The 21962-nt window shown below is 53.4% G+C and carries 20 protein-coding genes; 6 read left to right on the forward strand and 14 right to left on the reverse strand.

All coding sequences use genetic code 11. From position 1 onward, the window contains the following. Positions 1-26: 26 nt before the first annotated feature. The 11 genes from ACNRUY_RS06120 to ACNRUY_RS06170 all read right to left on the reverse strand — a co-directional run bounded on the left by ACNRUY_RS06120 (position 27) and on the right by ACNRUY_RS06170 (position 10707). A complete protein-coding gene (locus ACNRUY_RS06120; RefSeq protein ID WP_488110759.1) occupies positions 27-1649 on the reverse strand; it encodes an HAL/PAL/TAL family ammonia-lyase in 1623 nt (540 codons plus the stop codon). Continuing rightward, complete coding sequence (locus ACNRUY_RS06125; RefSeq protein ID WP_488110760.1) at positions 1646-3373, reverse strand: glycosyltransferase family 2 protein; 1728 nt, start codon at positions 3371-3373, stop codon at positions 1646-1648. The genes ACNRUY_RS06120 and ACNRUY_RS06125 overlap by 4 nt, the downstream gene beginning before the upstream one ends. Then, positions 3370-3723, reverse strand: a complete 354-nt coding sequence (locus ACNRUY_RS06130; protein WP_488110761.1) for an ApeI family dehydratase — start codon at positions 3721-3723, stop codon at positions 3370-3372. The genes ACNRUY_RS06125 and ACNRUY_RS06130 overlap by 4 nt, the downstream gene beginning before the upstream one ends. An 11-nt stretch (positions 3724-3734) precedes the next feature. Beyond that, a complete protein-coding gene (locus ACNRUY_RS06135) occupies positions 3735-5108 on the reverse strand; it encodes an AMP-binding protein (RefSeq protein WP_488110762.1) in 1374 nt (457 codons plus the stop codon). 128 nt (positions 5109-5236) lie between these two features. Then, entirely contained in the window at positions 5237-5830 is a 594-nt protein-coding gene (locus ACNRUY_RS06140; RefSeq protein ID WP_488110763.1) for a COG4648 family protein, read from the reverse strand. Positions 5831-5849: 19 nt separating this feature from the next. Continuing rightward, positions 5850-6095, reverse strand: a complete 246-nt coding sequence (locus ACNRUY_RS06145) for an acyl carrier protein (protein WP_488110764.1) — start codon at positions 6093-6095, stop codon at positions 5850-5852. Between the two features lie 35 nt (positions 6096-6130). After that, positions 6131-6412 carry a phosphopantetheine-binding protein gene (locus ACNRUY_RS06150; RefSeq protein WP_488110765.1) on the reverse strand — a complete coding sequence of 94 codons (282 nt, stop codon included), beginning with the start codon at positions 6410-6412 and terminating at the stop codon, positions 6131-6133. A gap of 16 nt (positions 6413-6428) precedes the next feature. Continuing rightward, positions 6429-7199 (reverse strand): lysophospholipid acyltransferase family protein, encoded by a 771-nt coding sequence (locus tag ACNRUY_RS06155; protein WP_488110766.1) that lies wholly within the window; start codon positions 7197-7199, stop codon positions 6429-6431. Between the two features lie 47 nt (positions 7200-7246). Further along, complete coding sequence (locus ACNRUY_RS06160; protein WP_488110767.1) at positions 7247-8029, reverse strand: beta-ketoacyl synthase chain length factor; 783 nt, start codon at positions 8027-8029, stop codon at positions 7247-7249. 18 nt (positions 8030-8047) lie between these two features. Beyond that, entirely contained in the window at positions 8048-9124 is a 1077-nt protein-coding gene (locus tag ACNRUY_RS06165) for a methyltransferase (protein WP_488110768.1), read from the reverse strand. Between the two features lie 377 nt (positions 9125-9501). Then, positions 9502-10707 (reverse strand): beta-ketoacyl-ACP synthase, encoded by a 1206-nt coding sequence (locus ACNRUY_RS06170; protein ID WP_488110811.1) that lies wholly within the window; start codon positions 10705-10707, stop codon positions 9502-9504. Positions 10708-10891: 184 nt separating this feature from the next. Between ACNRUY_RS06170 and ACNRUY_RS06175 the strand changes: the two genes are divergently transcribed. Continuing rightward, a complete protein-coding gene (locus ACNRUY_RS06175; RefSeq protein ID WP_488110769.1) occupies positions 10892-11353 on the forward strand; it encodes an RDD family protein in 462 nt (153 codons plus the stop codon). Positions 11354-11634: 281 nt separating this feature from the next. Continuing rightward, positions 11635-11793 carry a hypothetical protein gene (locus ACNRUY_RS06180; RefSeq protein ID WP_488110770.1) on the forward strand — a complete coding sequence of 53 codons (159 nt, stop codon included), beginning with the start codon at positions 11635-11637 and terminating at the stop codon, positions 11791-11793. Positions 11794-11880: 87 nt separating this feature from the next. On the opposite strand, the gene lptG is transcribed toward ACNRUY_RS06180, so the two are convergent. After that, positions 11881-12939: an LPS export ABC transporter permease LptG gene (lptG, locus tag ACNRUY_RS06185; RefSeq protein WP_488110771.1), complete on the reverse strand. Its 1059-nt coding sequence runs from the start codon at positions 12937-12939 to the stop codon at positions 11881-11883. Beyond that, on the reverse strand, positions 12932-14062 hold the full coding sequence (gene lptF / locus ACNRUY_RS06190; protein WP_488110772.1) for an LPS export ABC transporter permease LptF: 1131 nt from the start codon (positions 14060-14062) through the stop codon (positions 12932-12934). The genes lptG and lptF overlap by 8 nt, the downstream gene beginning before the upstream one ends. A 79-nt stretch (positions 14063-14141) precedes the next feature. On the opposite strand from lptF, the gene ACNRUY_RS06195 reads away from it, so the two are divergent. Further along, positions 14142-15629, forward strand: a complete 1488-nt coding sequence (locus tag ACNRUY_RS06195; RefSeq protein ID WP_488110773.1) for a leucyl aminopeptidase — start codon at positions 14142-14144, stop codon at positions 15627-15629. A 122-nt stretch (positions 15630-15751) separates the two neighbouring features. Here ACNRUY_RS06195 and ACNRUY_RS06200 read toward each other — a convergent pair whose 3' ends face one another. Beyond that, the gene (locus ACNRUY_RS06200) at positions 15752-17191 is read right to left on the reverse strand and encodes an inositol phosphate phosphatase SopB (protein WP_488110774.1); all 1440 of its coding nucleotides are present in this window, start codon (positions 17189-17191) and stop codon (positions 15752-15754) included. 732 nt (positions 17192-17923) lie between these two features. On the opposite strand from ACNRUY_RS06200, the gene ACNRUY_RS06205 reads away from it, so the two are divergent. The 3 genes from ACNRUY_RS06205 (at position 17924) to ACNRUY_RS06215 (ending at position 21865) form a co-directional block, all read left to right on the forward strand. Next, the gene (locus tag ACNRUY_RS06205) at positions 17924-18406 is read left to right on the forward strand and encodes a DNA polymerase III subunit chi (protein ID WP_488110775.1); all 483 of its coding nucleotides are present in this window, start codon (positions 17924-17926) and stop codon (positions 18404-18406) included. Positions 18407-18418: 12 nt separating this feature from the next. Beyond that, complete coding sequence (locus tag ACNRUY_RS06210) at positions 18419-18679, forward strand: hypothetical protein (RefSeq protein WP_488110776.1); 261 nt, start codon at positions 18419-18421, stop codon at positions 18677-18679. Between the two features lie 303 nt (positions 18680-18982). Further along, positions 18983-21865: a valine--tRNA ligase gene (locus ACNRUY_RS06215; RefSeq protein WP_488110812.1), complete on the forward strand. Its 2883-nt coding sequence runs from the start codon at positions 18983-18985 to the stop codon at positions 21863-21865. Positions 21866-21962: the final 97 nt, after the last annotated feature.

The following is a 21962-nucleotide window of genomic DNA, read 5'->3' on the forward strand; positions in this document are numbered from 1 at the left end:
TTCTTTTCCAGAGAGTTGGCCGCAGGTCAATAGAGCGACCAGTGCTGTTGCTGAATCCGATCAATGTATCGGCGTAGATCCGCTTCCAGCGGCCGGTCTTCCGTCACAAACTGGAAGTCCGACATCACCTGATCGTGCTGACGAATCAGATCCGGGTTGAGGGCTTGCCGGTCAATCTCACCGGATCGTAGTCTCAACTCGATGGCCTGGTGAACCGCCAGCAGAGAGGCCGCTGCCACCTGTTCCGTTAACTGCAATACCCGCAGGCAATCCCGGGCGGAAATGGTCCCCATACTCACCTTGTCCTGGTTATGACACTCAGTGGAACGGGAAAACACACTGGCAGGCATGGTCTGCTTCAGCGCTTCTGCAGTCCAGGCCGAAATACCGATCTGAACCGCCTTGAAGCCATGATTAATGGGGGCTCTCTCACCGGTAGCCCCGGACAGATTAGACGACAGTCCATTATTAAACTTGGTATCCATCAACTGCGCCATCTGCCGGTCCATCAGGTCCGCCAGGTTGGCCACCGCATTCTTCATGGCGTCCATGGCAAAACCGATGTGTCCACCATAGAAATGGCCGCCATGGAGAACATGCTCCCCCTCGCCATCAATGATCGGATTATCGTTGGCACTGTTCAGTTCGTTCTCAATAAAGCCCCGCATCCAGGGCAGGCTGTCCTGGAGCACGCCAATAATGTGAGGCGCACAACGGATCGAATATCGGTCCTGAAGCCGGTTTGAGTTCCTTGGAGAGACTTTCTGCTCCAGGTCACCACGGATCATCCCGGCAATCTCGATTTGTCCCGGATGAGGTTTCACGGCAAATAGTTTTTCGTCGAAATGGTTGGCATTGCCTTTCATGGCCAGAGTCACCAGCGAGGTAATCCGGGCACAGAGTTTCGCCAGGTATTCAGCGCGACCAAAGGCTTCGCAGGCCAGTGCCGTCATCACGGCAGTCCCGTTCATCAGAGCCAGGCCTTCTTTGGGCCTGAGCGCCAGAGGCTCAATTCCCAGTTCAGCGTAGACGCCTTCGGTGGCTCTTATTTCACCCTGGTAGTAGACGTTACGCTCACCCACCAGCATGGCCCCAATGTAGGAAAGGGGGGTGAGGTCGCCGCTGGCACCTACCGATCCCTCTTCCGGAATGACCGGAAGAATACCCAGATCCATCAGCTGAACCATCCTTTCCAGCAGCGCTTCACTGACACCGGACACGCCCTGTGTTAACGACGTCAGCCGTGTGGCCATCACCGACCGGGCCTGACACTCATCCAGGTAACGTCCCAGACCACAGCCGTGGAAACGGGTAAGATGCAGGGGCAGTTCATTGGCCAACTCAACCGGAACGGCCCGCGTACAGGAGTCGCCATAACCAGTGGTTACACCATAAATAACGCCCTCTTCCGCCAGCAGGCGGTCCAGAAACGCCGTCCCCCGGTGGATTTTTTCACGAAATGCTGGGTCATCACTCAGCGTGCAGAAGCGCTCCCCTCTGGCTACCGCATTAATGTCTTCTATGGTCAGACGTCCCTGGCCTAAAATCACGGTTTGTTCTTCCAGCCAGGTTTCCCTGGGGAACTCTTTTATGGACTCTTTTGTGGACTGCTTCAGGGTGTTTTTATAAGGGGGCTCATAGGATGTCATTCACTCACTCCGGTGGGACGCCAGAAATCAAAAAAATTAAACCACTCAAGGGGAGAGCGCCTGCAGGCGCTCTGCAACCGCCGGGCATATCTGGCTACCGACGTTTCAAGGGCAGCCTGCCGGTGCTTCCGGGGCAGGCTCAGGGGGTCTGCAAAAGGGGCTATATCCAGCAAAAAGCGGCCATTGTCCTGACGGGTACAGAACAACGTGAACACCGGACAACGCAACAAAGAGGCAAGAATAAAGGGGCCTGACGGAAAACAGGCGGGTTCCCCGAGAAAGTCTGCTTTGATCTCTTTTCCTGAGACAGCTTTTTCTGAAACAGCGCTTTCTGAAACAGCACCTGCTGCCTCTCCCGGGGGCATACGATCTGTGGCAATGGCCACCATCTCACCTCTGTCTAGCCTATCGCTGAGCATGATGGCGGTATCAGGGCCAATATCGCTTACCTGTACCAGATTAACCACTGCCTGAGGGTTAACCTCTTTCAATATTTTATTGAAAGCCGGCGCATGACGGGTATGTACCAGGACATTGACCGTTAATGGGGCCCCATCGGTTTTCACTCTGGCAAGAGCCCGGCACATCTCGATGTTGCCAAGATGTGAAACCAGCAGCACAACGCCCTGACCAGCAGAAAGCTTTTCATCCAGAGCCTCCTGGCCCTGTATATCCAGCTGGTCAAGGGTCAACTGGCCGGACCAGGCGGCAAACCGATCCGCCAGCGTATGACCGAAAGAGAGAAAATGCCGAAAAGAAAGACCAGAGCCTGGTAATGCCGGGAGGCAGTCAGGGTAAAACCGATGGAGTTTTTCCAGATAGTCCCGAGAGGCTCGACGGGCACTTCGGCCCGTGGCAAAAAAGTAAACCATTACAGGCACCAGCAACCAGGAAAAGACCCTGTGCCCTAACAACCGATAGGTGGACAACATCAACCGGATGCCCGCTTCAGCGCCTCTCTCCTGAATATCAGACCAGTGACGCTCGGAACGGCGATGTCTTTTCAGCAGGGTTGGCACCCGTTTTAACATGCCGAAAAACAGACGACTGTGGAGCAAACTGATCCGGATGTTATCCCTTAATGCATCAAAGTGTGAGACACCGTTTTCCGGATAAACAATTTTGACCGGAACGGAGCGAACCCCAAGCCCCTGCCAGAACAGCCGGACAATAATCTCAATATCAAAGTCCATGCGCCGGGTCAGGTCGGTCTGCTCAATCAGGCCACAGGTTGACGCCAGTGGATATACCCGGAAGCCCACCATCGCATCGCTGATGTCAAAGGACAGCGTTTCTATCCAGACCCAGAATCGGGTCACTTTGCGACCATAGAGCCGGGAACGGGGAACGGTTGCGTCGTATACCGGACTGCCGTTAATCAGGTCTTCCGGGTGCTGTCTGGCCTCTTTCAGCAAAGCAGGTAACGCATTACAGTCATGTTGCCCATCCGCATCCACCTGAACCCCATGGGTAAACCCCAGTTCCCGGGCACGCATCAGGCCTTCCATCACTGCGGCGCCTTTGCCCTGGTTCCAGCTCAACCGGAATAATGTGACATGATCCAGGGACTCAGACAAAACCTCCAGTGTCTGTCGGGTCAGGTCATTGCTGCCATCGTCCACAACGATGCAGTGCAGGTCATGATGTTTCAGAGAGTCCAGCACGAAGGCCAGAGTCTCATGGTGGTTATAAACCGGGATCACTGCACAAGGCCTGAAGGTCATGGCGCCTCCCGGTAAACAATTCTTCCGGAAGACATCATCTGGCCGCCGCAGCCATAGGCAAAGGTCATCTTGCCACTGGCCTTGAGGTTCAACTTCAACTCCAGGGTGGTATCTGGCTGAATCAGGTTCTGAAATTTAATCACTTCCAGCCGCTTAATTTGAGTCGACCGCCCCAGGAACCGGGCACCATAGGTAATAGCCCAGTCGGTCTGGACAACGCCTGGCAAGACAGGGTGCCCTGGAAAGTGCCCTTTAAAATAAAAGAGTTCTTCCGGCACAAACAGAGTCAGAATGGCCTGCTCCGGGGAAGATTCAACCTGCCGTATTAAAGGTTCAAGAATGGCTTTCATAGCAATGGCCTTTATAAACAGTTGTCAGGCTCAAACAGTTGAACCAGCTCCCCATAAACCCGCTTGCCCTGCTGATTGACGGGCAGGGCAGAAGGAAAACGCCATTTTCGAGGCAGAACCACCCCATCAAAAAAGTCGGCCAGCTCCTTCCTTAGAGCCCGGGTCAAAAACAGTCGGCCGCGCTCGTCTAATAGTGACTGTCCTTTTACCGAAAGCACTGCTACGACACCCACCACAGAGCGCTTACCCTTGATTTCCAGGGCGCAGGCTTCCGTGATCAGCCCACTGAAACACAGCCGTTTCTCTATTTCAGTCAGGGAAACCCGCTTGCCTTCCACTTTGGCAATGCGATCAGCCCTGCCCTCCAGCAGAAACCCGCCGTTATCTAAAGGCCGGGCTTTATCCGCCATCTGGTATCCCTCACCGGGTTGTTCCAGCCAGGGGGAGTATACCTTGAGTAGCTCCTGTTCCATGTCTGGGGATATAGAGGGCTGTTCAAAGGACACCCGAACCCCGGGTAATGGCTTCCAGCCGGATGTCTGCCCCGGCTGCTGCTGCCTCCAGGCAACACCTCCGGTTTCCGTACTGCCCAGGACCTCAAAAGGCAAAACACCGAAACACTGATGGGCGTTGGCAGCCCCTGCAGGGGAAAGAGGGGCACCCGAGGAGAAAACCCTCACTCTGGAAGATTGAACTGCAGACCAGTCCAGCTCCAGGGGGAGGCGGTCCAGCTGTGCCGGAGAAGCAATCACCTTAACCACAGGGTGAGTGGCTGTGCTGGCAATCAATTGTTCCGGATATTCATACTGCCGGGTGTCGATGAGCCGACCACAGAGTAACGGCCAGAGCACTCTGAACAACACTCCGTAAATATGTTGATGAGCCACACAGGACAGAGCCACAGCCCCTTCCAGGACTGAACCCCACTGCAGCTCCAGAGCCTGGATTTCATGTTCAAGCTGGGCGATTTGTTTGACAACGGGTTTCGGCTGACCACTGGAGCCGGAGGTATAGAATACAATGGCAGCCTGTTTTACCTTTTCTGCATCCAGCGGACTGTGCGAGCCTTGCCCGGATAAACGGTCTTTACTCATGAGAAGCTGGAAAGTTGAGTCATCCGTTGATTCTTTCAACGTTGAATCATCGGTCAACAGGGCCTGGGTCAGTGGCTGAAGCTCCTTCAGAGTACCTGGCTGACCGTTGGCCGGGAGGTAAATGGTTTTTCCGGAGAAAATCAATGCCAGCAGTCCCCGGATAAACAGCCCACAATCACGACTCACCAGAACCCAGTCCTGTTCCGGGCGATGGCATAAAGTCTCTGCCAGACCGGCCACCTGGGCCATGAAGGTCTTTCGATCACAGAGTCCTTCAGCCTCCAGTAGCACGGATTGATCAGCAGCCCCTGGAAAAGATGACGGCTCTTGTGACAACCAGAGAGACAACTGCCGGAGAGAGAGCCCCCCAGGAGTGACTGAAGCCCGGTTTACTTGAGCTGGATTTACTGCATCCTGTATCAAACTTTAAGTACCCACTTGCGATACATCCACTCACCTCCCAGCAGGAAGCCCATTGCCACATACGACAGAAAGCCGTTGTATAACAGCCATACTTCTCTATCGCCACTCATGGCAGTCCACAGAGCAATAAGCCCATTCACTACAAAAAAACCACACCAGAGCCAGGTGACTGCGCGGGTGTAAGCCACCGCTTCTTCAGGAAAAGCGTCATCAGCAAAGTGCGGGTCCATAAGCCGGGCAAAGCTTTCGATCATACTGGGGGGATTCAACAGACTCCAGCCAAACACAGCCAACCCGGTGGCGTTGACCAGAACCGGATAAAAGAGAAGCGCCCTGTCACTGTCAAACATCAATGACAGCGTAGCCATACTGAGCCCACACACAGCCCCGGGCACGGTGATTCGCCCAAGCACCTGAGCGCCTGTTTTTTCTTTCGCTACAGGCATTTTCGAAAGCAATAACCTGAACCCGAACAGCACCAGAAAAAAAACAGCCAGCCCCCTTACCGGCAGGTTCTCCAGCCCGAAGTAAACAATCACTGGGTAAACAGCTACCACCAGAGCAAGAATAAACGGCAGGCTTTTTTTCATGGCAGTTGGCATCTCATGGTCAGGCAGCCAACAGGCTTTCGGTTGCCTCAACCACATCCGATACAGTTCGAACCGCCTTGAATTCTTCCGGCTTGATCTTCTTCCCAGTCAGCCCCTGCAGGGCCACCACCAGATCGACAGCATCGATGCTGTCCAGATCCAGATCCTGGTATAAATGCGCGTCAAGGGTAACCGCCTGAGGCTCTATTTCAAAATGGTCTTCAAGAATCGTTTTCAGTTCTGAAAGAATGTCGTCTTTATTCATGGATTGTCCTGAATCACGGTTATTTCAAGGGCGCTTCAGGCCGCTTCAGACTGGATAAAGGCGGCCAGGCTGTTAATGGAAGCAAAGTGCTTTTTGTTATCCGCTGAATTCGCATCCAGCCGAACCTGGTACTTCCTTTTTATGGTCACCCCCAGCTCCAGGGCATCAATGGAGTCAAGGCCAAGCCCCTCCACAAACAAAGGCTCATCATCACCAATGTCATCCACACTGACATCCTCCAGGTCCAGAGACGAGATAATGAGTTCTTTCAACTCCTGCTTGAGTTCAGTCACTTCTTGCTCCATCGGTTTTTCCATAAGTTCAGCCATAACCTCAGACTTTTTCAGGACAAACTGTCTGAATATTCTGTATAAAATGTTGCTCTAAAAACTGTGTCAGCCTTCGACTGCCGATTGAAACGGACATAAGGTCTGACCGCCAGGGAGAGACATCCATCAGATCTCCCACCCACAGGCTGAAGACGAAAGGGCGTTCCGGAATGTCATACCAGCGCTGCCCTTTTGCCAGAGTGCCCGGCGAACAGTCGAGGTACACGGGCCGGATCCGGCACCCGGATTGAATCGCTACCCGTGCAACCCCTCTTTGAAAGTGAGGACTGCAGCCTGGCTGTGTTCTGGTCCCTTCTGGAAAAATGATCAGGTTACGCCCCTGTTCCAGGCGGTCCTGGCAGTCCCTGATCAAATGCTCAGGGCCTGAGTTGGTGATGTAACCGGCAGCACGGACAATTCTGTAGAGAAAAGGATTCCGGTTCAGCCCCTCCTTCACCACGCAGTCCACATCCCCCAGAAACGCCATCAGAACCACTACATCAATCAGGGTTGGGTGGTTGGCAATGATCAGAACCCCCTGATCTTCCCGTAAACGTTCAACCCCTTCCAACTGCAGCCGCATCACTCCCAGCCACTGAATCAACCTCAGAAAAAGCCGGAAATTCCAGCTGATGGCCCGCTGGATTCTCAGTCGCCTTTTATCAGCACAGGTTGTGGTCAACATGATCACGGGAAATACGACAAATGCCAGGTCTAGGGCCCCAAGACCAAACACCAGAAAACTGAAACCGGTGGCCAGGCGCCTGATGTTCATGAGCAATACCTGTTTTGCCCGTTTTGTCCGGGTAACCGGGCCGGTCTTTAGCCCAGAGTCACTGTACACCGAAGCCGCTCCCCCGTTATTACCGCATTGCGCTGGCCGTTCTCATCGTGAATCAAAACGTCAATCAAAGCCGTCAGCTGAGTGAACATCGAGCCAGGGCGAACATTTGCAGTTTCATTAGAGACAACGGGCTCTATGGCCAAAGTCATTGCCCCCCCAGCCTTAAGCAGAAAAGCGGCGGCGACCGGGTATTCATCCTCTTCTGAGAATGCCTGATACACATCCGGCATCCGGTCTTCAAAAGCCACCAGTAACACCTGCCCCAGTCCGGAGCTCAGTTGGGCTATCGCTTCAATCAATCCTGCTGTAAGAGAGTCATGACCCGATGAAACAGCAGTGGAGGGCCGTTCATTGCCTGTTTGAATGGACAAAAGCCCTGAGGCCGTATTGTGCACAGACAGACTGAAGTCCGTGGGTGAAGCCTCCTCCCCGGAGCAAATAGCTTCCAGCAAACGTGCCATCCGTCTCACCTCTCCCCGCCGAGAGGCAAATACCACAGGCACTTCGGCTTCCGCAGCACCACAACCAAAGGCAACATCCAGCGCCATCTTGCTGATGGAGCTCAATCGCCTTCTCTGCCGGGTCGACAGATAAAGGCATTCAGGTGTGGCCATGAGATCAGGCTTAACGGCCTCATTGGGTATTCCCTCAAGCGGCTTCATCAACACCCCCTGCCAGTCCTCCTGGGAGCGTATGCTTCCACAACAGGCATCCCAGCGGGCAATCTCAAAACCCTCAAAGCCGTCAAAACCGTTTTTCATAGGATGGCCCCCGTGCAATCAGGCTCTGGAAAGACGACATTTGAACAGGGTGTGGCAGAATCCGAGGCCATCGGTCTGGCGCTCTACCTCCAGTCCGGACTGATGAATGAGGTTCACCAATTCCTCCTGCCCGTACATTCGGCTGTTCCCGTTGGCAATTGCCGTAAAATAGAGAGACGTGGCATTGAGGCTGTACGAGGCCGCTTCAAATGTCTGCCGGTCCCAGAGCGTCTCCATAATGTACAGGGAGCTGTCTGCGGTCATGGCAGCAGAGGCACGGGTCAGAATGCTGACAATCTCTTGTGGGGCGAAGCAGTCAAGAAACTGGCTCATCCAGATCACATCCGCCTGGCCAGGGAATGGATGAGTTTCGTCCAGAAGGTTGATGGCATAGCCTTTAATCCGATCCGAAAAACCCGCTTGATGAATTCTTTGTCCGGCCACCTCCAGCTGTTCAGGCAAATCCAGCAAGCGAATTTGCACCTGCTGGTCATAGCGGGCGCAGGCCAGTGACCACTTTCCAGTATTCCCTCCCACATCGAACAGGGTGGCGGGCTTATCTTCAAAAACCTGTTTCAGGGCATCCCCAAAGGCACCGTCCGAGTAAAAGTGGTCAAACTCATACCAGCTGCTCCTTGCAGGTTCCGGCAGTCGGGTCAGCCCCTGATAGAGGTTATCCCAGTCACCAAAGACCTTAAGCCCCGCTGGCCGCCCCTCTTTAATGGACGCCTCAAGGTGGAACATGGCCTGATAACAGACATCGTGAGTGAAGGCCATATTGACCCGGGTCATCTCATCCGTCAGCAGAAAGTAGCCCGTTTTAGTGATCACAAACCGATCGTCTTTTTTATAAACGAGTTCTGCACTGAGCCCCATGGACAACAACACATCGACGCCATAAGCGGATATTCCGGTCGCTTCCACCAGCTCACAAAGCGTTTTACCTTCATCGCCAGCGGCTTCGATTTCAGCCAGGATGCCAAACTTGCAAAGCAGCCTCGCCGCCTGAAACATAATGGGAGCGTAAGCAATTTTCTGGGCACGGGAGATTGCTTCTACAGCGCTGATCTTTTCTTCCTGGTTGTACAAACTCAACTCCAATGAACTCCAGCAACACTCTGGTTACACTCAAAAAAACAGTCTGCCGCACGCCCTGGTTACGAAGGCTATGATCAATGCAGGACACCAATATTAAACGACAGTAGAAATACGTAGGCCATTCTAACCACCACTCACTACCCTGTCACTAGACAGAACCGCCCTACAAACTGCGTAAAGCCTTATCTGCTCGAGCAATTTTTAAACACTCCACCTTAAGCGCTTCGGTAGACCACCATGAGCAATGAATACCGGCACACCCGGCATCAATCTGGTTGTCGTATATACGGTGGAAAAGTAAAAAAACAGGCGTGCCTGACTGCGCATATGGGGTGCCCAACCACAGGGCTTCGGCACTCCATTCCACGAGGCTGCTAGGACCAGCGCTGGAATATCAGTGAAACGTTGACACCACCAAACGCAAAATTATTGGTCATGACATACTCACAGGACTGGGCCAGGCCACCCGGTTCCACATGAGCCAGCCCTTTGCAATCTTCAGCTACGCTTTCCAGGTTCAGGGTCGGAGCAAACCATCCCTGATTCATCATCTGAACCGTAAGCCAGGCTTCTATGGAGCCACAGCCTCCCAGGGCATGCCCAATATGACCTTTACTGCTGGCCACAGGCACTCTGTCACCAAACACCTGACGAATCGCTTCGGCTTCTGCAGCATCTCCTTGTGTGCCTGCAGCATGAGCATTGATGTAGCCTATCTGTCCAGGCTGAATAGCAGCTGAATCCAGTGCCTTTTCCATCACTCTCTTCATCATGGAAACATCCTGGCGAACCACATGGCTGCCATCCATATTGGTGGCAAACCCCACCAATTCAGCCAGAACAGGAGCCCCTCGACGCCGGGCATGCTCCAGGTCCTCAAGCACCAGGGTAGCCCCACCTTCGCCAACCACCAGGCCATCCCGGTCAGTGGCAAAAGGTTTTGCAGCCCCTGCAGGATTTTCTTTTGCACGACAGGCTGCATAAAACGAGTCAAAAACGGCCACCTGTACCGGCGACAGCTCCTCAGCACTGCCCGCTATCATCACCGGGTGAACTCCATGACGGATGGCTTCATAGGCATAGCCTATGGCCTGCCCCCCCGAGGCACAGGCTGAACTGGCAGGGTATAGCCGTCCTTTAATACCAAGCAACAGGCTCAAATTGACCGCTGCCGTATGACTCATAAGTTGAACATATGCAGTGGGAGAGATCCCTCTGACTTTGCGCCTGGCGAGGACATTCCCGAATACAGGGAGTTGGTGGGAGGAGCCAAAGGAGGAGCCGTAAGCAATGCCTACATTTTCCAGATCCATTTCGTTGAGGTGCAGTCCACTCTGGGAGAGGGCTCTGCCGGCAGTATCAGCAGCAATGTGAGAAACACGACTCATGCTTCTCAATACCTTGCGAGGCAGGTGATCAATGGCCCCCAACTCAACCGGTGCAGCAAGAAAGCTTCCTATGCCTTCAATATCAAGCCACTCCTCCTTGAAGACAATACCGCTCTCCCCTTTGAGAAGGTGCTGATAAACCTCACCCCATTCGTTACCGATTGGAGTCAATGCCGACATCCCGGTCACCACTACACGCTTCAACTGTCATTTACCCGTCTTTACACAGCAGGCACGCATACTATGCAAAATAGCCGGGAAAAAAAAGCCGATCCGCCTAAACAGTGTTTACAAAACAGTTACAACAGCCCTGTCTGGGATACTCTGATATTTATTGTTAAAATTCTCGCGAACGATGAATAAATACAGGATTTCAATGGAAAAGGTCAGTCACCCACCTGCGCCACTCTGGCGTCGGGTTGCCGCCATGTTGTACGACTCCTTGCTGGTTCTGGCTCTGGTATTTCTGGTTGCCTTTATCAATCTGGGCATTCAGATACTGATTTACGGTGAACGACAGTTAATGCAGATGACCCAGCAGGGGCACACCCTGGATGGACTGCCCTTTTATGGGGTACTGCTCGTTACTATATACGGCTTTTTTGGTTTTTTCTGGACCCGGTCGGGACAGACACTGGGCATGCAGGCCTGGCGAATAAAAATCATCAACCCCTCCGGAGCATCCGTCACCCCCCTGCAAACCCTGATTCGCTTCACCACCGCTTTCTTTTCCCTGGCATTGGCAGGCATAGGACTGCTCTGGGTATTGATGGATCAGCAGAAAAGAAGCTGGCAGGACATCAGCTCATCCACCCGGACCGTTCTTCTACCCAAATAAGCAACTGTATGGGAGAGCGCGCCACTCAAGAGATGCCAACCCAACACTGGATTTTCCGAAATAAATGTTGGTATTTTTACCTATCTCAAATTAAACTGGAGCCGAGGGTTGGATCACTGCTACCCGAAAAGCCCTGATCACTCAGGCCTGTTTCACAAGCTCCTTCCAACCCTGTTACTGATTCAAATGCACACAGCGAAAGAAAAACGGTTTGCGTCACTCCCCCCTGTGAAGAACGAGTGCACAAACTTTTTTTCGCGGATAAAAGTGAGACAGGTTGTATGAACACCCAAATTTTTGAGCAGTTTATCTGTCAGCTGAAAGAAGCCCTGTATCGCCTACAGAGCCATCAGAACAACCTGCAACCCTGCAGGGAGTACTGCCCGGTCAGGCAGCAGTCACCACAGCAACGCCAGAGGCAGCGTCGCTACTATTCCTGAAGCATCCGTTTTTCCCTCAAAAACAAAGACAACCCTCTGCTTGAAAAAGCAGGGGGCAGTCAGGATTTTTCGCAGCAAAAAGCTTTATCATGCTGCCTTTCTGAGCAACCAGGAGCCAATGACCAGGCAGATCAAAACGGGGATCAGTACCGATAATACCGGTGGAAAACCAAACACCAGGCTGGAAGGCCCCATCAGATTCTGGACAATCATGAATACGACACCGGTAATCACCCCGGAGAAAATCCTCAACCCCATGCTCACTGAGCGAAGCGGTCCAAAAACAAACGAGATACCCACCAGCACAAGAGAGAGAATGGACAATGGCTGAAGCACCTTTGTCCAGAAGGCAAGGTCGTATTCACCCGCATCCAGCCCCTGCTCCCCAAGATAACGGGTGTAGGCCAGCAGCCCGGTGATGGGGAGGGCTTCCGGTTTCACCACCACCACTTTCAAAAGCGTAGTGGTCAAACTGGTGTCCCACGGCTCTATCAACGATTCCTCAGTGACGTACTTGCCATCCACCAGACGACTGGTTCTGACATTTTCCAACAGCCAGTGGTCCCCTTGAAAAATCGCACGTCTGGCAAAAGAGCTCTCTTGCAACTTCATCTGGTCATCGAACCGGTAACGGCTGACACCATAGAGCACACCATTGGGCTCCACAGCATTAAAGTACATGAACTCATTGCCTTCCCGGTGCCAGACTCCTTCACCGGAGTATGAGCCATCCGCTGAACGGGCAATGGCCCGACGGGTTTCAGCCACCTGTTCTGACATGGGCGCCAGGTACTCCCCAAGCAGAACACCCACCAGAATCAACAACAATGCCGGCTTCATGACTGCCACCAGCATGCGCCAGAGGGAGACCCCGGCCGCCCTCATCACCACCAGCTCACTGTTGGAGGCCAGTGAACCCAACCCGACCAGGCAGCCCACCAGGGCCGACACGGGAATCAGCTCATAGATTTTTTTGGGCGTCATCAGCAGGGTGTAGATAAACACGTCCAAGGTCTGATAGTTGCCCTGCACATCATCCAGCTGCCCGAGAAATGAAAACAGCCCTTCCAGAAAGACCAGCACCAACAAAACAACAACGGTTGATGCCAGCACATTCAGAGATATATACCGATCCAGTTTACGCATTCCCTGCCCCCCTGCTTCCAGACATACGACGGGCCACCGCCAGCTTGACCGGCTCATAAAAGTAAAGTGTCAGGGCAATCAACAGATACAAGCCGTGAACCCCCCAGAGTCCGATCATGGGCGACAAACGCCCATCGTCCACTGCTCCACGGGCACTGATCAACAGGGCCAGGTAAAACAGATACATCAGAATTCCCGGAAGCAACTTCACATACCGGCCCTGCCGGGGGTTAACCCTTGCCAGAGGCAAAGCCATCAGCACAATAATGGGGATCAGCAGGGGCAATGAGATCCGCCACTGCAATTCGGCAATATGAGTGAGCGAATCCGAGTCCATCAGCGTCGATGTGGGAAGCGCCTGTTCACGGCTAACCTCTTTTCTTGGGTTCCGTTCAATCATCTGGATGCCATAGGTGCCGAATTCAACTTCCCGCATCTGCAGCACGCCCGGGGTCAGGTCATAGCGATAGCCGTCGCCCAGAATCAAATAACGCTTGCTGTCCTCACCCGGCCGGGCATCAATCCGGGCATTATCCGCCAGCAACAACGTCATGGCGCCAAGGTTGTTACTGTTGACATTCCGGTTGGCGATAAACACCTGATTCATTTGCTGGCGATCGTTGGTCAACTGCTCCGCATAAGTCACCCGAACACCGCTGCCTATTTTCTGGAATCGCCCGGGAACCAGGGTATCGAATTCCGTCAGGGCATCCTGCTCTGAGAAAATGGTTTCCACTTTCTGGATGCCCATAGGCGCCACAACCAGGCTTAACAGCGCCACCAGCGCCATTACCAGCAGCGCCGGGAACAAAGTCATCAGTAACAGCCGCCCCCGCCTGAGCCCACAGGCACTGAGCACGGTCATTTCATTGTCAACATAGAGCCTGCCATAGGAAAGAATAATGCCCAGAAACAGGCCCAGGGGAAGAATCATCACCAGGAATTCCGGAATCCTGTATCCCATGATGGCAAACAGAAACTCGGCCTTAAGAGAGCCTGACGCCGCCTGGGCCAGATAATTAACAAAACGCCCGCTCATAATAATCAACAGGACAACAGACGTAACCGCAAGCATGACCTGCAGCACTTGCCTGGACAGATATCGAAAAATAATAAAAGGCATGCTACCTGACAGTCTGGTTGAAATAGCTGAAACCTATTATTATCCATGAATCTGGATGAATTGTCCTCCTGGAGTGATTATGGAATTCGTTGTAAAAAGTGGTGCCGCTGAAAAGCAGAAAACAGCTTGCCTGGTGGCAGGGGCTCATAAAAAAACGCAGCCCGCCGCCACAGTGGCCCTGGACTCCTTGAGCAAAGGGTACGTGAGTTCTCTGCTCAAACGGGGTGATTTGACATTCAAGCCGGGTCATTCGCTGCTGCTCCACCATGTGCCTGAAGCCCCCTGTGAGCGTCTGCTGCTGGTTGCTCTGGGTGACAAAGAGGCCGCCCTGACCGATAAGACCTTCAAAAAACTGGCCAGCAACCTGGTAAGCCAGTTGAAGAACAGCAATGCCCGTGAAGCCACTATTGTGATCGAAGACCTGCAGGTCAAAGACCGGGATCTTCTCTGGACTGCACGACAACTGGTGGAAACCTTCGAATATCAGCTCTATCAGTTCAACCAGTTTAAAAACGACGACGGCAAGCCTTCTCCCCTGAAAAAAATCACCCTGCTGGCGGACCGCAAATCAGCAGAAACCGTCAAGACCGCCATCACCCAGGGACAGGCCATCGGCAGAGGCCGTAATGTCGCCAGAACGCTGGGCAACCTGCCTGGAAATGTTTGTCACCCAACCTACCTGGCCAGCGAAGCCAAAACTCTGGCAAAACAGCACGCCAAACTGACCACCAAAGTACTCACAGAAAAGCAGATGGCGGATCTGGGCATGAGTTCTCTGCTCTCGGTCAGCGCCGGTTCTGACCAGGAAGCAAAGCTCATCTGCATGGAGTTCAAAAATGGCAAACGGGGAGCCAAACCCCTGGTGCTATTGGGTAAAGGCATTACCTTTGATTCCGGCGGCATCTCCCTGAAACCCGGTGCAGGCATGGATGAAATGAAGTTTGACATGTGTGGCGCCGCCAGCATTTTCGGGGTCATGAACGCCATTGTCGAGCTGGACCTGCCCCTGAATGTCATCGGCATGGTGGCCGCCGCTGAAAACATGCCCAGCGGCAACGCAACCCGACCTGGTGATATTGTCACCTCTATGTCCGGAAAAACCATTGAAATCCTGAACACCGATGCGGAAGGCCGACTGGTACTCTGCGACGCCCTGACCTATGCCGAGCGCTACAAGCCCGAAGCGGTTGTGGATGTCGCCACCCTCACAGGCGCCTGCATCATTGCCCTGGGTCACCACACAACCGGCCTGCTCAGCAACAACGAACCACTGGCTGAAGAGCTACTGAACGCCTCCAAGCGGGCAGCAGACCAGGCCTGGGAACTGCCAATGGGAGAAGAGTATACCCGTCAGCTGGACAGCAACTTTGCGGATCTGGCCAATATCGGGGGCCGGGCAGCAGGCACCATCACCGCCGCCTGCTTCCTCTCGAAGTTCGCTGAAGCCTACCCCTGGGCCCATCTGGATATTGCCGGAACCGCCTGGAATACCGGGAAAGAGAAAGGCGCCACCGGTCGTCCGGTTCCCATGCTGGTAGAGTTTCTGTTAAACCGGGTTGAGCAGTAGTCAGGCCTTTAAACCTGAACCACTGAAGATTTGAGTATAAGATTCGTTTTTATTGCACTAAAACCATCGCCGCTGAAACAGGCAGACCGTTCCAGCGGCGTTTTTGTTATCCCCAGTAAAAATCAGCTGGATACCGTATCCGACAACCCCCTGACCTGGGCAATTTCAGATTCGTTCATACCATACCCCCGCAGTACCTCCTTCTGAATTTTAAAACCAGGCACCCCGGTATTCATCCGCTGTATCTCATGATGCCCCCCCTGAAGACAAAACTCCTTCACCAGGTGCGACTGATCCTCACCCACCTCTCTCCAGGCGGGTACTTCGCCATGCAGTCGAATATAGGCGATCAGTGCCTCCGCCGTTGCCACGGACATACTGGTTCGATCCTTACCGCTTTTGCAGTTGGTACAGGGAACCCCGCCCATTAACCAGGTCAGGGCAATTAACCGGGACGTCAGCTTATAGGCTCCGCCCTGGAGAGTCCGATGAGCCCGGGAACTGTATATGTCCCGAACCTGCGTCATCAAAGTACGCACCACCTCCTCATCTGGATGCCCTGGGTGATCATTTAGCCATTGTCCAACCAGCCCCCCTTCTTCCGAGCCGGGGGATGTAGAACCCACTAAACGCTTCAACCCCTTACTATTGACGGAGTCGGAGTAGTCCCATCCACCGAATTCGTCCAGAGGCGCATCCACTGCAAATTTGTTTACACCAAAGTTAAAGGGAATCAACTCAAGATTCACTCGAACTTCCTTTAACCTCCCCTCTGGAGTTCTTACCTTAAGCGTTACGGGCTGTTCTCGACAAAGCATCTTGTATGCGTTCAACTGATCTTCCAGCATCGGCTTTTCGTCGCCTGATGGCTCAATCAACTGCCTGAACGGGTCAGGCGTTAACAGGCTGTTGGATGTCATCATCAGGGTAACCGCCTCTCCCCGAAAAGCCTTTTCCAGAAGCTCCGGTTTCAGGGTCAAGGCAGAAACCACCACCTCTTTCGCCCGGTTAAGCGCCCCTTCAGAGCGTGCACTGCCCGGCTTTACACCATAAGGAGAGTTCACACCATGTCTGACAATCGCCAGATCATCCTGTCCTGTCTCCTCATTAACCAGGCAACTTGTAAACAAGTTGGTAGCATGGACTGTGTTTTGAGTAGCGTGGGAGGTAACCCCCAGCCCGTGATAATCTTCAGGAAAAATGCCAGAGGCTTCCTCTTTCTGACCCGGCCCACTTTCACCGGTTGCCCTTTTAGACCCGGTAATCCGGCAACCTGGTGTGCACTGCTGTTGAAAACGATACTCTCCGCCGTTGGCCATCACAAAGCCCGGTTTACTCACTTCATGCCATTGCTCGCGATTCAACCGGGCAACCACGCTTTTTTTGATATCCTTCGCAGTGACTTTAAGGCCTGCCTTATCCATCATCTTGACCAGCTTCTCTGGATAATTAGCCAGGCCAGCCACCCCATCCTTTGTCAGCAGATCTGTTCGAGATACCCATCTTGAAGCATCATTGAGCCGTTTTATACGTGATGTGAGTTCAGCCCTCAATTTCATCATACCCCGCTCCTCATTTTCTGGAACAAGGTCAAGGGCTGCTTCCGTTTCCAATCGCTTTAAATGGCACTCGTGATAACTCGAAGTCGAGCTGATCAAGCGCTCCCTGAGCACTTCCATACGGCTATTAATCTGTTCCAGGACAGTCCTACTGGTCCCAGGTTTTTCTTTCAGAAGACCATCGCGTTTAGCTTCAAGGGTTCGTATAAGAAGTTTACAATCCTCAATTGAATCCGGCCTTTGTTCCAATAATGCGCGAATCTCTGGATACTCAACACTGACCTGCCTTCGGACTCCGCTACGCTCACCGGAAGGCTGTGAGATCACCCGACCTTCAACCGATGTAATTCGCTGCAGCTCAATACCTTTAGGAGCTTTAGGAAATTCAGAGCGAGGCTTCTGGTGTGTTTTCGGCCACACACTTTTAATTAGCTCAAGCCCCTTAGTTCTCCAGCGTTTAAACTTTCCAGGTTTTGCCGGTTTTTGAACCGGTGCCTCAGACACAACCGGCTGCACCCTGCTATCAGAGCCTGTAGGATCAACCCCCTCACCCATAAACGGCCTCCTTCTGGAAAAATAGAGCTGGCACAGCGATGACTGGCCACACAATACTTATCTCCCAGCCCCTGGAAAACTTGATTTATCCACACTCAAACGGTCGCCAGTGTGAAGAGTCCATCCATTTCCTGATACAATGGCCAGGACAACCCCAGAAGCCTTCCAGAAACCCCTCTTATGACCCGAGTTACTTTCTATCTGCTGGATCCCCACGGCCCCTCTGCCGAACAATTTGCCTGCCGACTGGTGGAAAAAGCCTGGCGAGGCGGGCTCCCCATGCACCTTCATACAGAGGACCGCCAGCAGTGCGAAGCAATGGACCGGCTACTCTGGGCCTGGCGGGAAGACAGCTTTCTTCCCCACGCCATTCTTTCAGAGCCTTCAGCTAAACATAAGGAGCCCTCAGCCAACCCGAAAAAGCCAGACTTGATTCGGGAGACACCCATTACTCTGGGCTTTGAACCCCCTGAACTTGACCAGAAGCCATTGTTGATTAATCTTGACCGGACTGTTCCCGATTTTTTCAGGGCATTTTCCAGAGTCTGTGAAATCGTGGTTCAACACCCTGACCTGAAAGAAGCCTCAAGGATGAAATACCGTGCTTACCAGAAAGCGGGTATCAAACCGGAGACCCACAGTATGGGGGCCGGTTCACACTGAATGAGGTGGCCAATGAGTGCAAATGTCTTATTAACCTCGAACCGGCGGGCAGCCATCGCCCTCCTTCGGGAACTGGATCGCCTTAAACGCTACCAGTGTGATCACCATCCCACTCTCACCCAGAGCATCGAAATACAAGAAGCACCGATCTTGCACCCTCAACCACCAGGGCCCTCCCATTGCCTTCCCCAGGAAAACCTGCCCTCTTCTCCCTACAGCTGCCTATGGCTGATCCAGACCCAGACCCTGATTAAACTGGAGCGGCATCAATAAACACGCCTAAACCGCGTAACTCAGGAAAGCGCCTATTTATAAGGGCTTGTATTGACGCGGTTCCGTGACTCCTTTGAAAAATGAATGGGCTTATACTGGCTTCCTGCGGATGGAGGAGAGTGTATAATACCCTGTTTACCTCTACCCCCTGCGCCTCTGAAGAGCATGAGCAATGTTCTGCAGGGTAAAGGACTGTATAAAGCACCTGAAGTGGCCGGCAGCGTTTATACCGCTGCAACAGGGCCTTATCCTTTCAGGCCGGTCCTGGAAAAGACTTTGGAATATAGCCTGGGAAAAGCAGTTATGGAAAAGACGTTCAACCCCCACGAGATCGAACGCACCCGTTATCAGACCTGGGAAGAGAAGGGCTACTTCGCCCCCTCCGGTGAAGGCTCCCCCTACACCATTATGATTCCTCCTCCCAATGTCACTGGCAGCCTGCACATGGGCCACGCTTTCCAGCACTCCATCATGGATGCCCTCACCCGCTACCAGCGCATGAAAGGCAGCAACACTCTCTGGCAAGTGGGCACTGACCATGCCGGCATCGCTACCCAGATGGTGGTTGAACGTAAAATCCAGGCCGAAGAAGGTAAAACCCGCCATGATTACGGCCGGGACGCATTTATCAATAAAATCTGGGACTGGAAAGCACACTCTGGCGGCACCATTACGCAGCAAATGCGTCGCCTGGGTAATTCCGTGGACTGGAACAATGAACGGTTCACCATGGACGAAGGCTTTTATAAAGCCGTTCAGGAAGTCTTTGTCCGCCTTTATGAAGATGACCTGATCTACCGGGGCAAGCGCCTGGTCAACTGGGACCCGAAACTGCACACCGCCATTTCCGACCTTGAAGTGGAGAACAAGGAAGTCAAAGGCCATATGTGGCATCTGCGCTACCCCCTGGCCGATGGCGAAACCACCGCGGAAGGTAAAACTTATATTGTTGTCGCCACCACCCGTCCGGAAACCATGCTCGGCGATACCGGAGTGGCGGTCAACCCGGAAGATGAGCGCTACCGGAACCTGATTGGCAAAGACATCATCCTGCCACTGGTCAACCGTCGCATTCCCATTGTGGCTGACGAGCATGCCGACATGGAAAAAGGCACCGGCTGCGTCAAGATCACCCCCGCCCATGACTTCAATGACCATGAAGTCGGCAAGCGCTGCAACCTGCCCATGATTAATGTCATGACCCTGAACGGCGACATCCGCCAGCAGGGTGAAGCCTACAACATGGACGGAACGCCCAATCAGTCCGTCGCCACTGACATTCCTGAAAACTACCAGGGCATGGAACGGTTCTCCGCCCGTAAACAGATCGTTGAGGATCTGGACGGCCTTGGTCTGCTGGAGCAAATAGAAGACCACACCCTGATGGTTCCCTATGGCGACCGTTCCGGTGTTGTCATTGAGCCCCTGCTCACCGACCAGTGGTTTGTCCGGGCAGCCCCCCTGGCCAAACCCGCCATTGAGGCGGTTGAGGATGGCCGCATCCAGTTTGTCCCGAAACAGTATGAAAACATGTACTTTTCCTGGATGCGAGACATCCAGGACTGGTGCATTTCCCGACAGCTCTGGTGGGGGCACCGCATTCCGGCCTGGTATGATTCAGAAGGCAAAGTCTATGTCGGTCGTACGGAAGAAGAGGTGCGTGAAAAGCACAATATTCCCGCACCGATCACCCTGAAACAGGATGAAGATGTCCTGGACACCTGGTTCTCCTCCGCCCTCTGGACTTTTGGAACCCTGGGCTGGCCTGAGCAGACCGACCGGCTGCAGACCTTCCACCCCACCGATGTCCTGGTCACCGGTTTTGACATCATTTTCTTCTGGGTGGCCCGGATGATCATGATGACCATGCACTTCATGAAAGACGAAGAAGGCAACGACCAGGTTCCCTTCAAACACGTTTATGTCACCGGCCTGATTCGTGATGAAAACGGCGACAAAATGTCCAAATCCAAAGGCAACGTACTGGATCCTCTGGACATGATTGACGGCATCGACCTGGAGTCCCTGGTAGAAAAACGCTGTGGCAATATGATGCAGCCCCAGCTGGCAGCCAAAATCGAGAAGCGCACCCGCAAGGCATTCCCCGAAGGCATTGCTGCCCACGGAACCGACGCCCTGAGATACACCCTGTACTCCCTGGCCTCAACCGGACGCGACATCAACTGGGATATGAACCGTCTGGAAGGCTACCGGAATTTCTGCAACAAGATCTGGAACGCCGCCAGCTATGTGAAGATGCACACGGACGGTCAGGATTGCGGCGCCAATGGTGAGCCGGTGGAGCTGACTCTGGCCGACCGCTGGATCATTTCCGAGCTTCAGCGGGTCGAAGGCAAAATAGAGAAGAACCTGGCCGAATTCCGGTTGGATCACGCCTCCCAGAACCTCTACGACTTCATCTGGAATGAATACTGCGCCTGGTATCTGGAGCTCTCAAAACCGGTACTCTGGGATGATGGACAGGGCAACTCCCCTGAAGCGGCTGAATTGCTGGAAAAGCGCAAGCGCGGCACCCGTCGCACACTGGTCACCGTACTGGAAGCCATTATGCGCCTGGCTCACCCCTTCATGCCTTACATCACTGAGGAAATCTGGCAGAACATCAAAACCAGCGCCGGACTGGATGGCGAAACCCTGATGCTGGAAAGCTACCCGGTCATGGATCCTGCAAAAGTTGATGAAAAAGCTGAGCAGGATATTGAGTGGCTGAAAGGCTTTATTACCGGCATCCGGAATATCCGGGCCGAGCTCAATATCGGCCCCAGCAAACCCCTTGACGTGCTGCTGAGAAACACTTCAGAAGACGACATTGCCCGCCTCAAGGAAAACGACACCTTCCTTAAATCCCTGGCAAAACTGGCAGATATCCGTGTTCTTTCCGAGAACGAAAAAGCCCCAATGGCCACCACCCAGCTGGTGGGTTCCATGGAAGTACTGGTACCCATGGCGGGCTTGATTGACAAGGATAAGGAGATCGCCCGTCTGTCCAAAGAGATTGATCGCCTGATCAAGGAGGTCAACCGCTTTGAAGGCAAGCTGAACAACGAGAAGTTTATCAGCAAAGCCCCTGCTGACGTGGTCGAGAAAGAGAAAGGCAAACTCTCTGAAGCCCTGGACGCCAAAGCCAAACTGGAAGAGCAGCTGACTGCCATCCAGGCACTCTGACTGCCTATCAATACCTCTCCAGCGTCTGCCAACAGGCGCTGCTATTAATAAAAACGGCCTGTCATTGACAGGCCGTTTTTATGTCTGCAGATAAATC

Source organism: Endozoicomonas sp. Z74 (assembly GCF_057680865.1).

What these genes read in the sequence shown, in the direction of transcription:
- ACNRUY_RS06215 (WP_488110812.1), top strand. Translation starts at nt 18,983, where the DNA reads ATGGAAAAGACGTTCAACCCCCACGAGATCGAACGCACCCGTTATCAG.
- ACNRUY_RS06205 (WP_488110775.1), top strand. Translation starts at nt 17,924, where the DNA reads ATGACCCGAGTTACTTTCTATCTGCTGGATCCCCACGGCCCCTCTGCC.
- lptG (WP_488110771.1), bottom strand. Translation starts at nt 12,939, where the DNA reads ATGCGTAAACTGGATCGGTATATATCTCTGAATGTGCTGGCATCAACC.
- ACNRUY_RS06175 (WP_488110769.1), top strand. Translation starts at nt 10,892, where the DNA reads ATGGAAAAGGTCAGTCACCCACCTGCGCCACTCTGGCGTCGGGTTGCC.
- ACNRUY_RS06200 (WP_488110774.1), bottom strand. Translation starts at nt 17,191, where the DNA reads ATGATGAAATTGAGGGCTGAACTCACATCACGTATAAAACGGCTCAAT.
- lptF (WP_488110772.1), bottom strand. Translation starts at nt 14,062, where the DNA reads ATGCCTTTTATTATTTTTCGATATCTGTCCAGGCAAGTGCTGCAGGTC.
- ACNRUY_RS06210 (WP_488110776.1), top strand. Translation starts at nt 18,419, where the DNA reads ATGAGTGCAAATGTCTTATTAACCTCGAACCGGCGGGCAGCCATCGCC.
- ACNRUY_RS06150 (WP_488110765.1), bottom strand. Translation starts at nt 6,412, where the DNA reads ATGGAAAAACCGATGGAGCAAGAAGTGACTGAACTCAAGCAGGAGTTG.
- ACNRUY_RS06160 (WP_488110767.1), bottom strand. Translation starts at nt 8,029, where the DNA reads ATGAAAAACGGTTTTGACGGCTTTGAGGGTTTTGAGATTGCCCGCTGG.
- ACNRUY_RS06130 (WP_488110761.1), bottom strand. Translation starts at nt 3,723, where the DNA reads ATGAAAGCCATTCTTGAACCTTTAATACGGCAGGTTGAATCTTCCCCG.
- ACNRUY_RS06180 (WP_488110770.1), top strand. Translation starts at nt 11,635, where the DNA reads ATGAACACCCAAATTTTTGAGCAGTTTATCTGTCAGCTGAAAGAAGCC.
- ACNRUY_RS06120 (WP_488110759.1), bottom strand. Translation starts at nt 1,649, where the DNA reads ATGACATCCTATGAGCCCCCTTATAAAAACACCCTGAAGCAGTCCACA.
- ACNRUY_RS06125 (WP_488110760.1), bottom strand. Translation starts at nt 3,373, where the DNA reads ATGACCTTCAGGCCTTGTGCAGTGATCCCGGTTTATAACCACCATGAG.
- ACNRUY_RS06155 (WP_488110766.1), bottom strand. Translation starts at nt 7,199, where the DNA reads ATGAACATCAGGCGCCTGGCCACCGGTTTCAGTTTTCTGGTGTTTGGT.
- ACNRUY_RS06140 (WP_488110763.1), bottom strand. Translation starts at nt 5,830, where the DNA reads ATGAAAAAAAGCCTGCCGTTTATTCTTGCTCTGGTGGTAGCTGTTTAC.
- ACNRUY_RS06195 (WP_488110773.1), top strand. Translation starts at nt 14,142, where the DNA reads ATGGAATTCGTTGTAAAAAGTGGTGCCGCTGAAAAGCAGAAAACAGCT.
- ACNRUY_RS06145 (WP_488110764.1), bottom strand. Translation starts at nt 6,095, where the DNA reads ATGAATAAAGACGACATTCTTTCAGAACTGAAAACGATTCTTGAAGAC.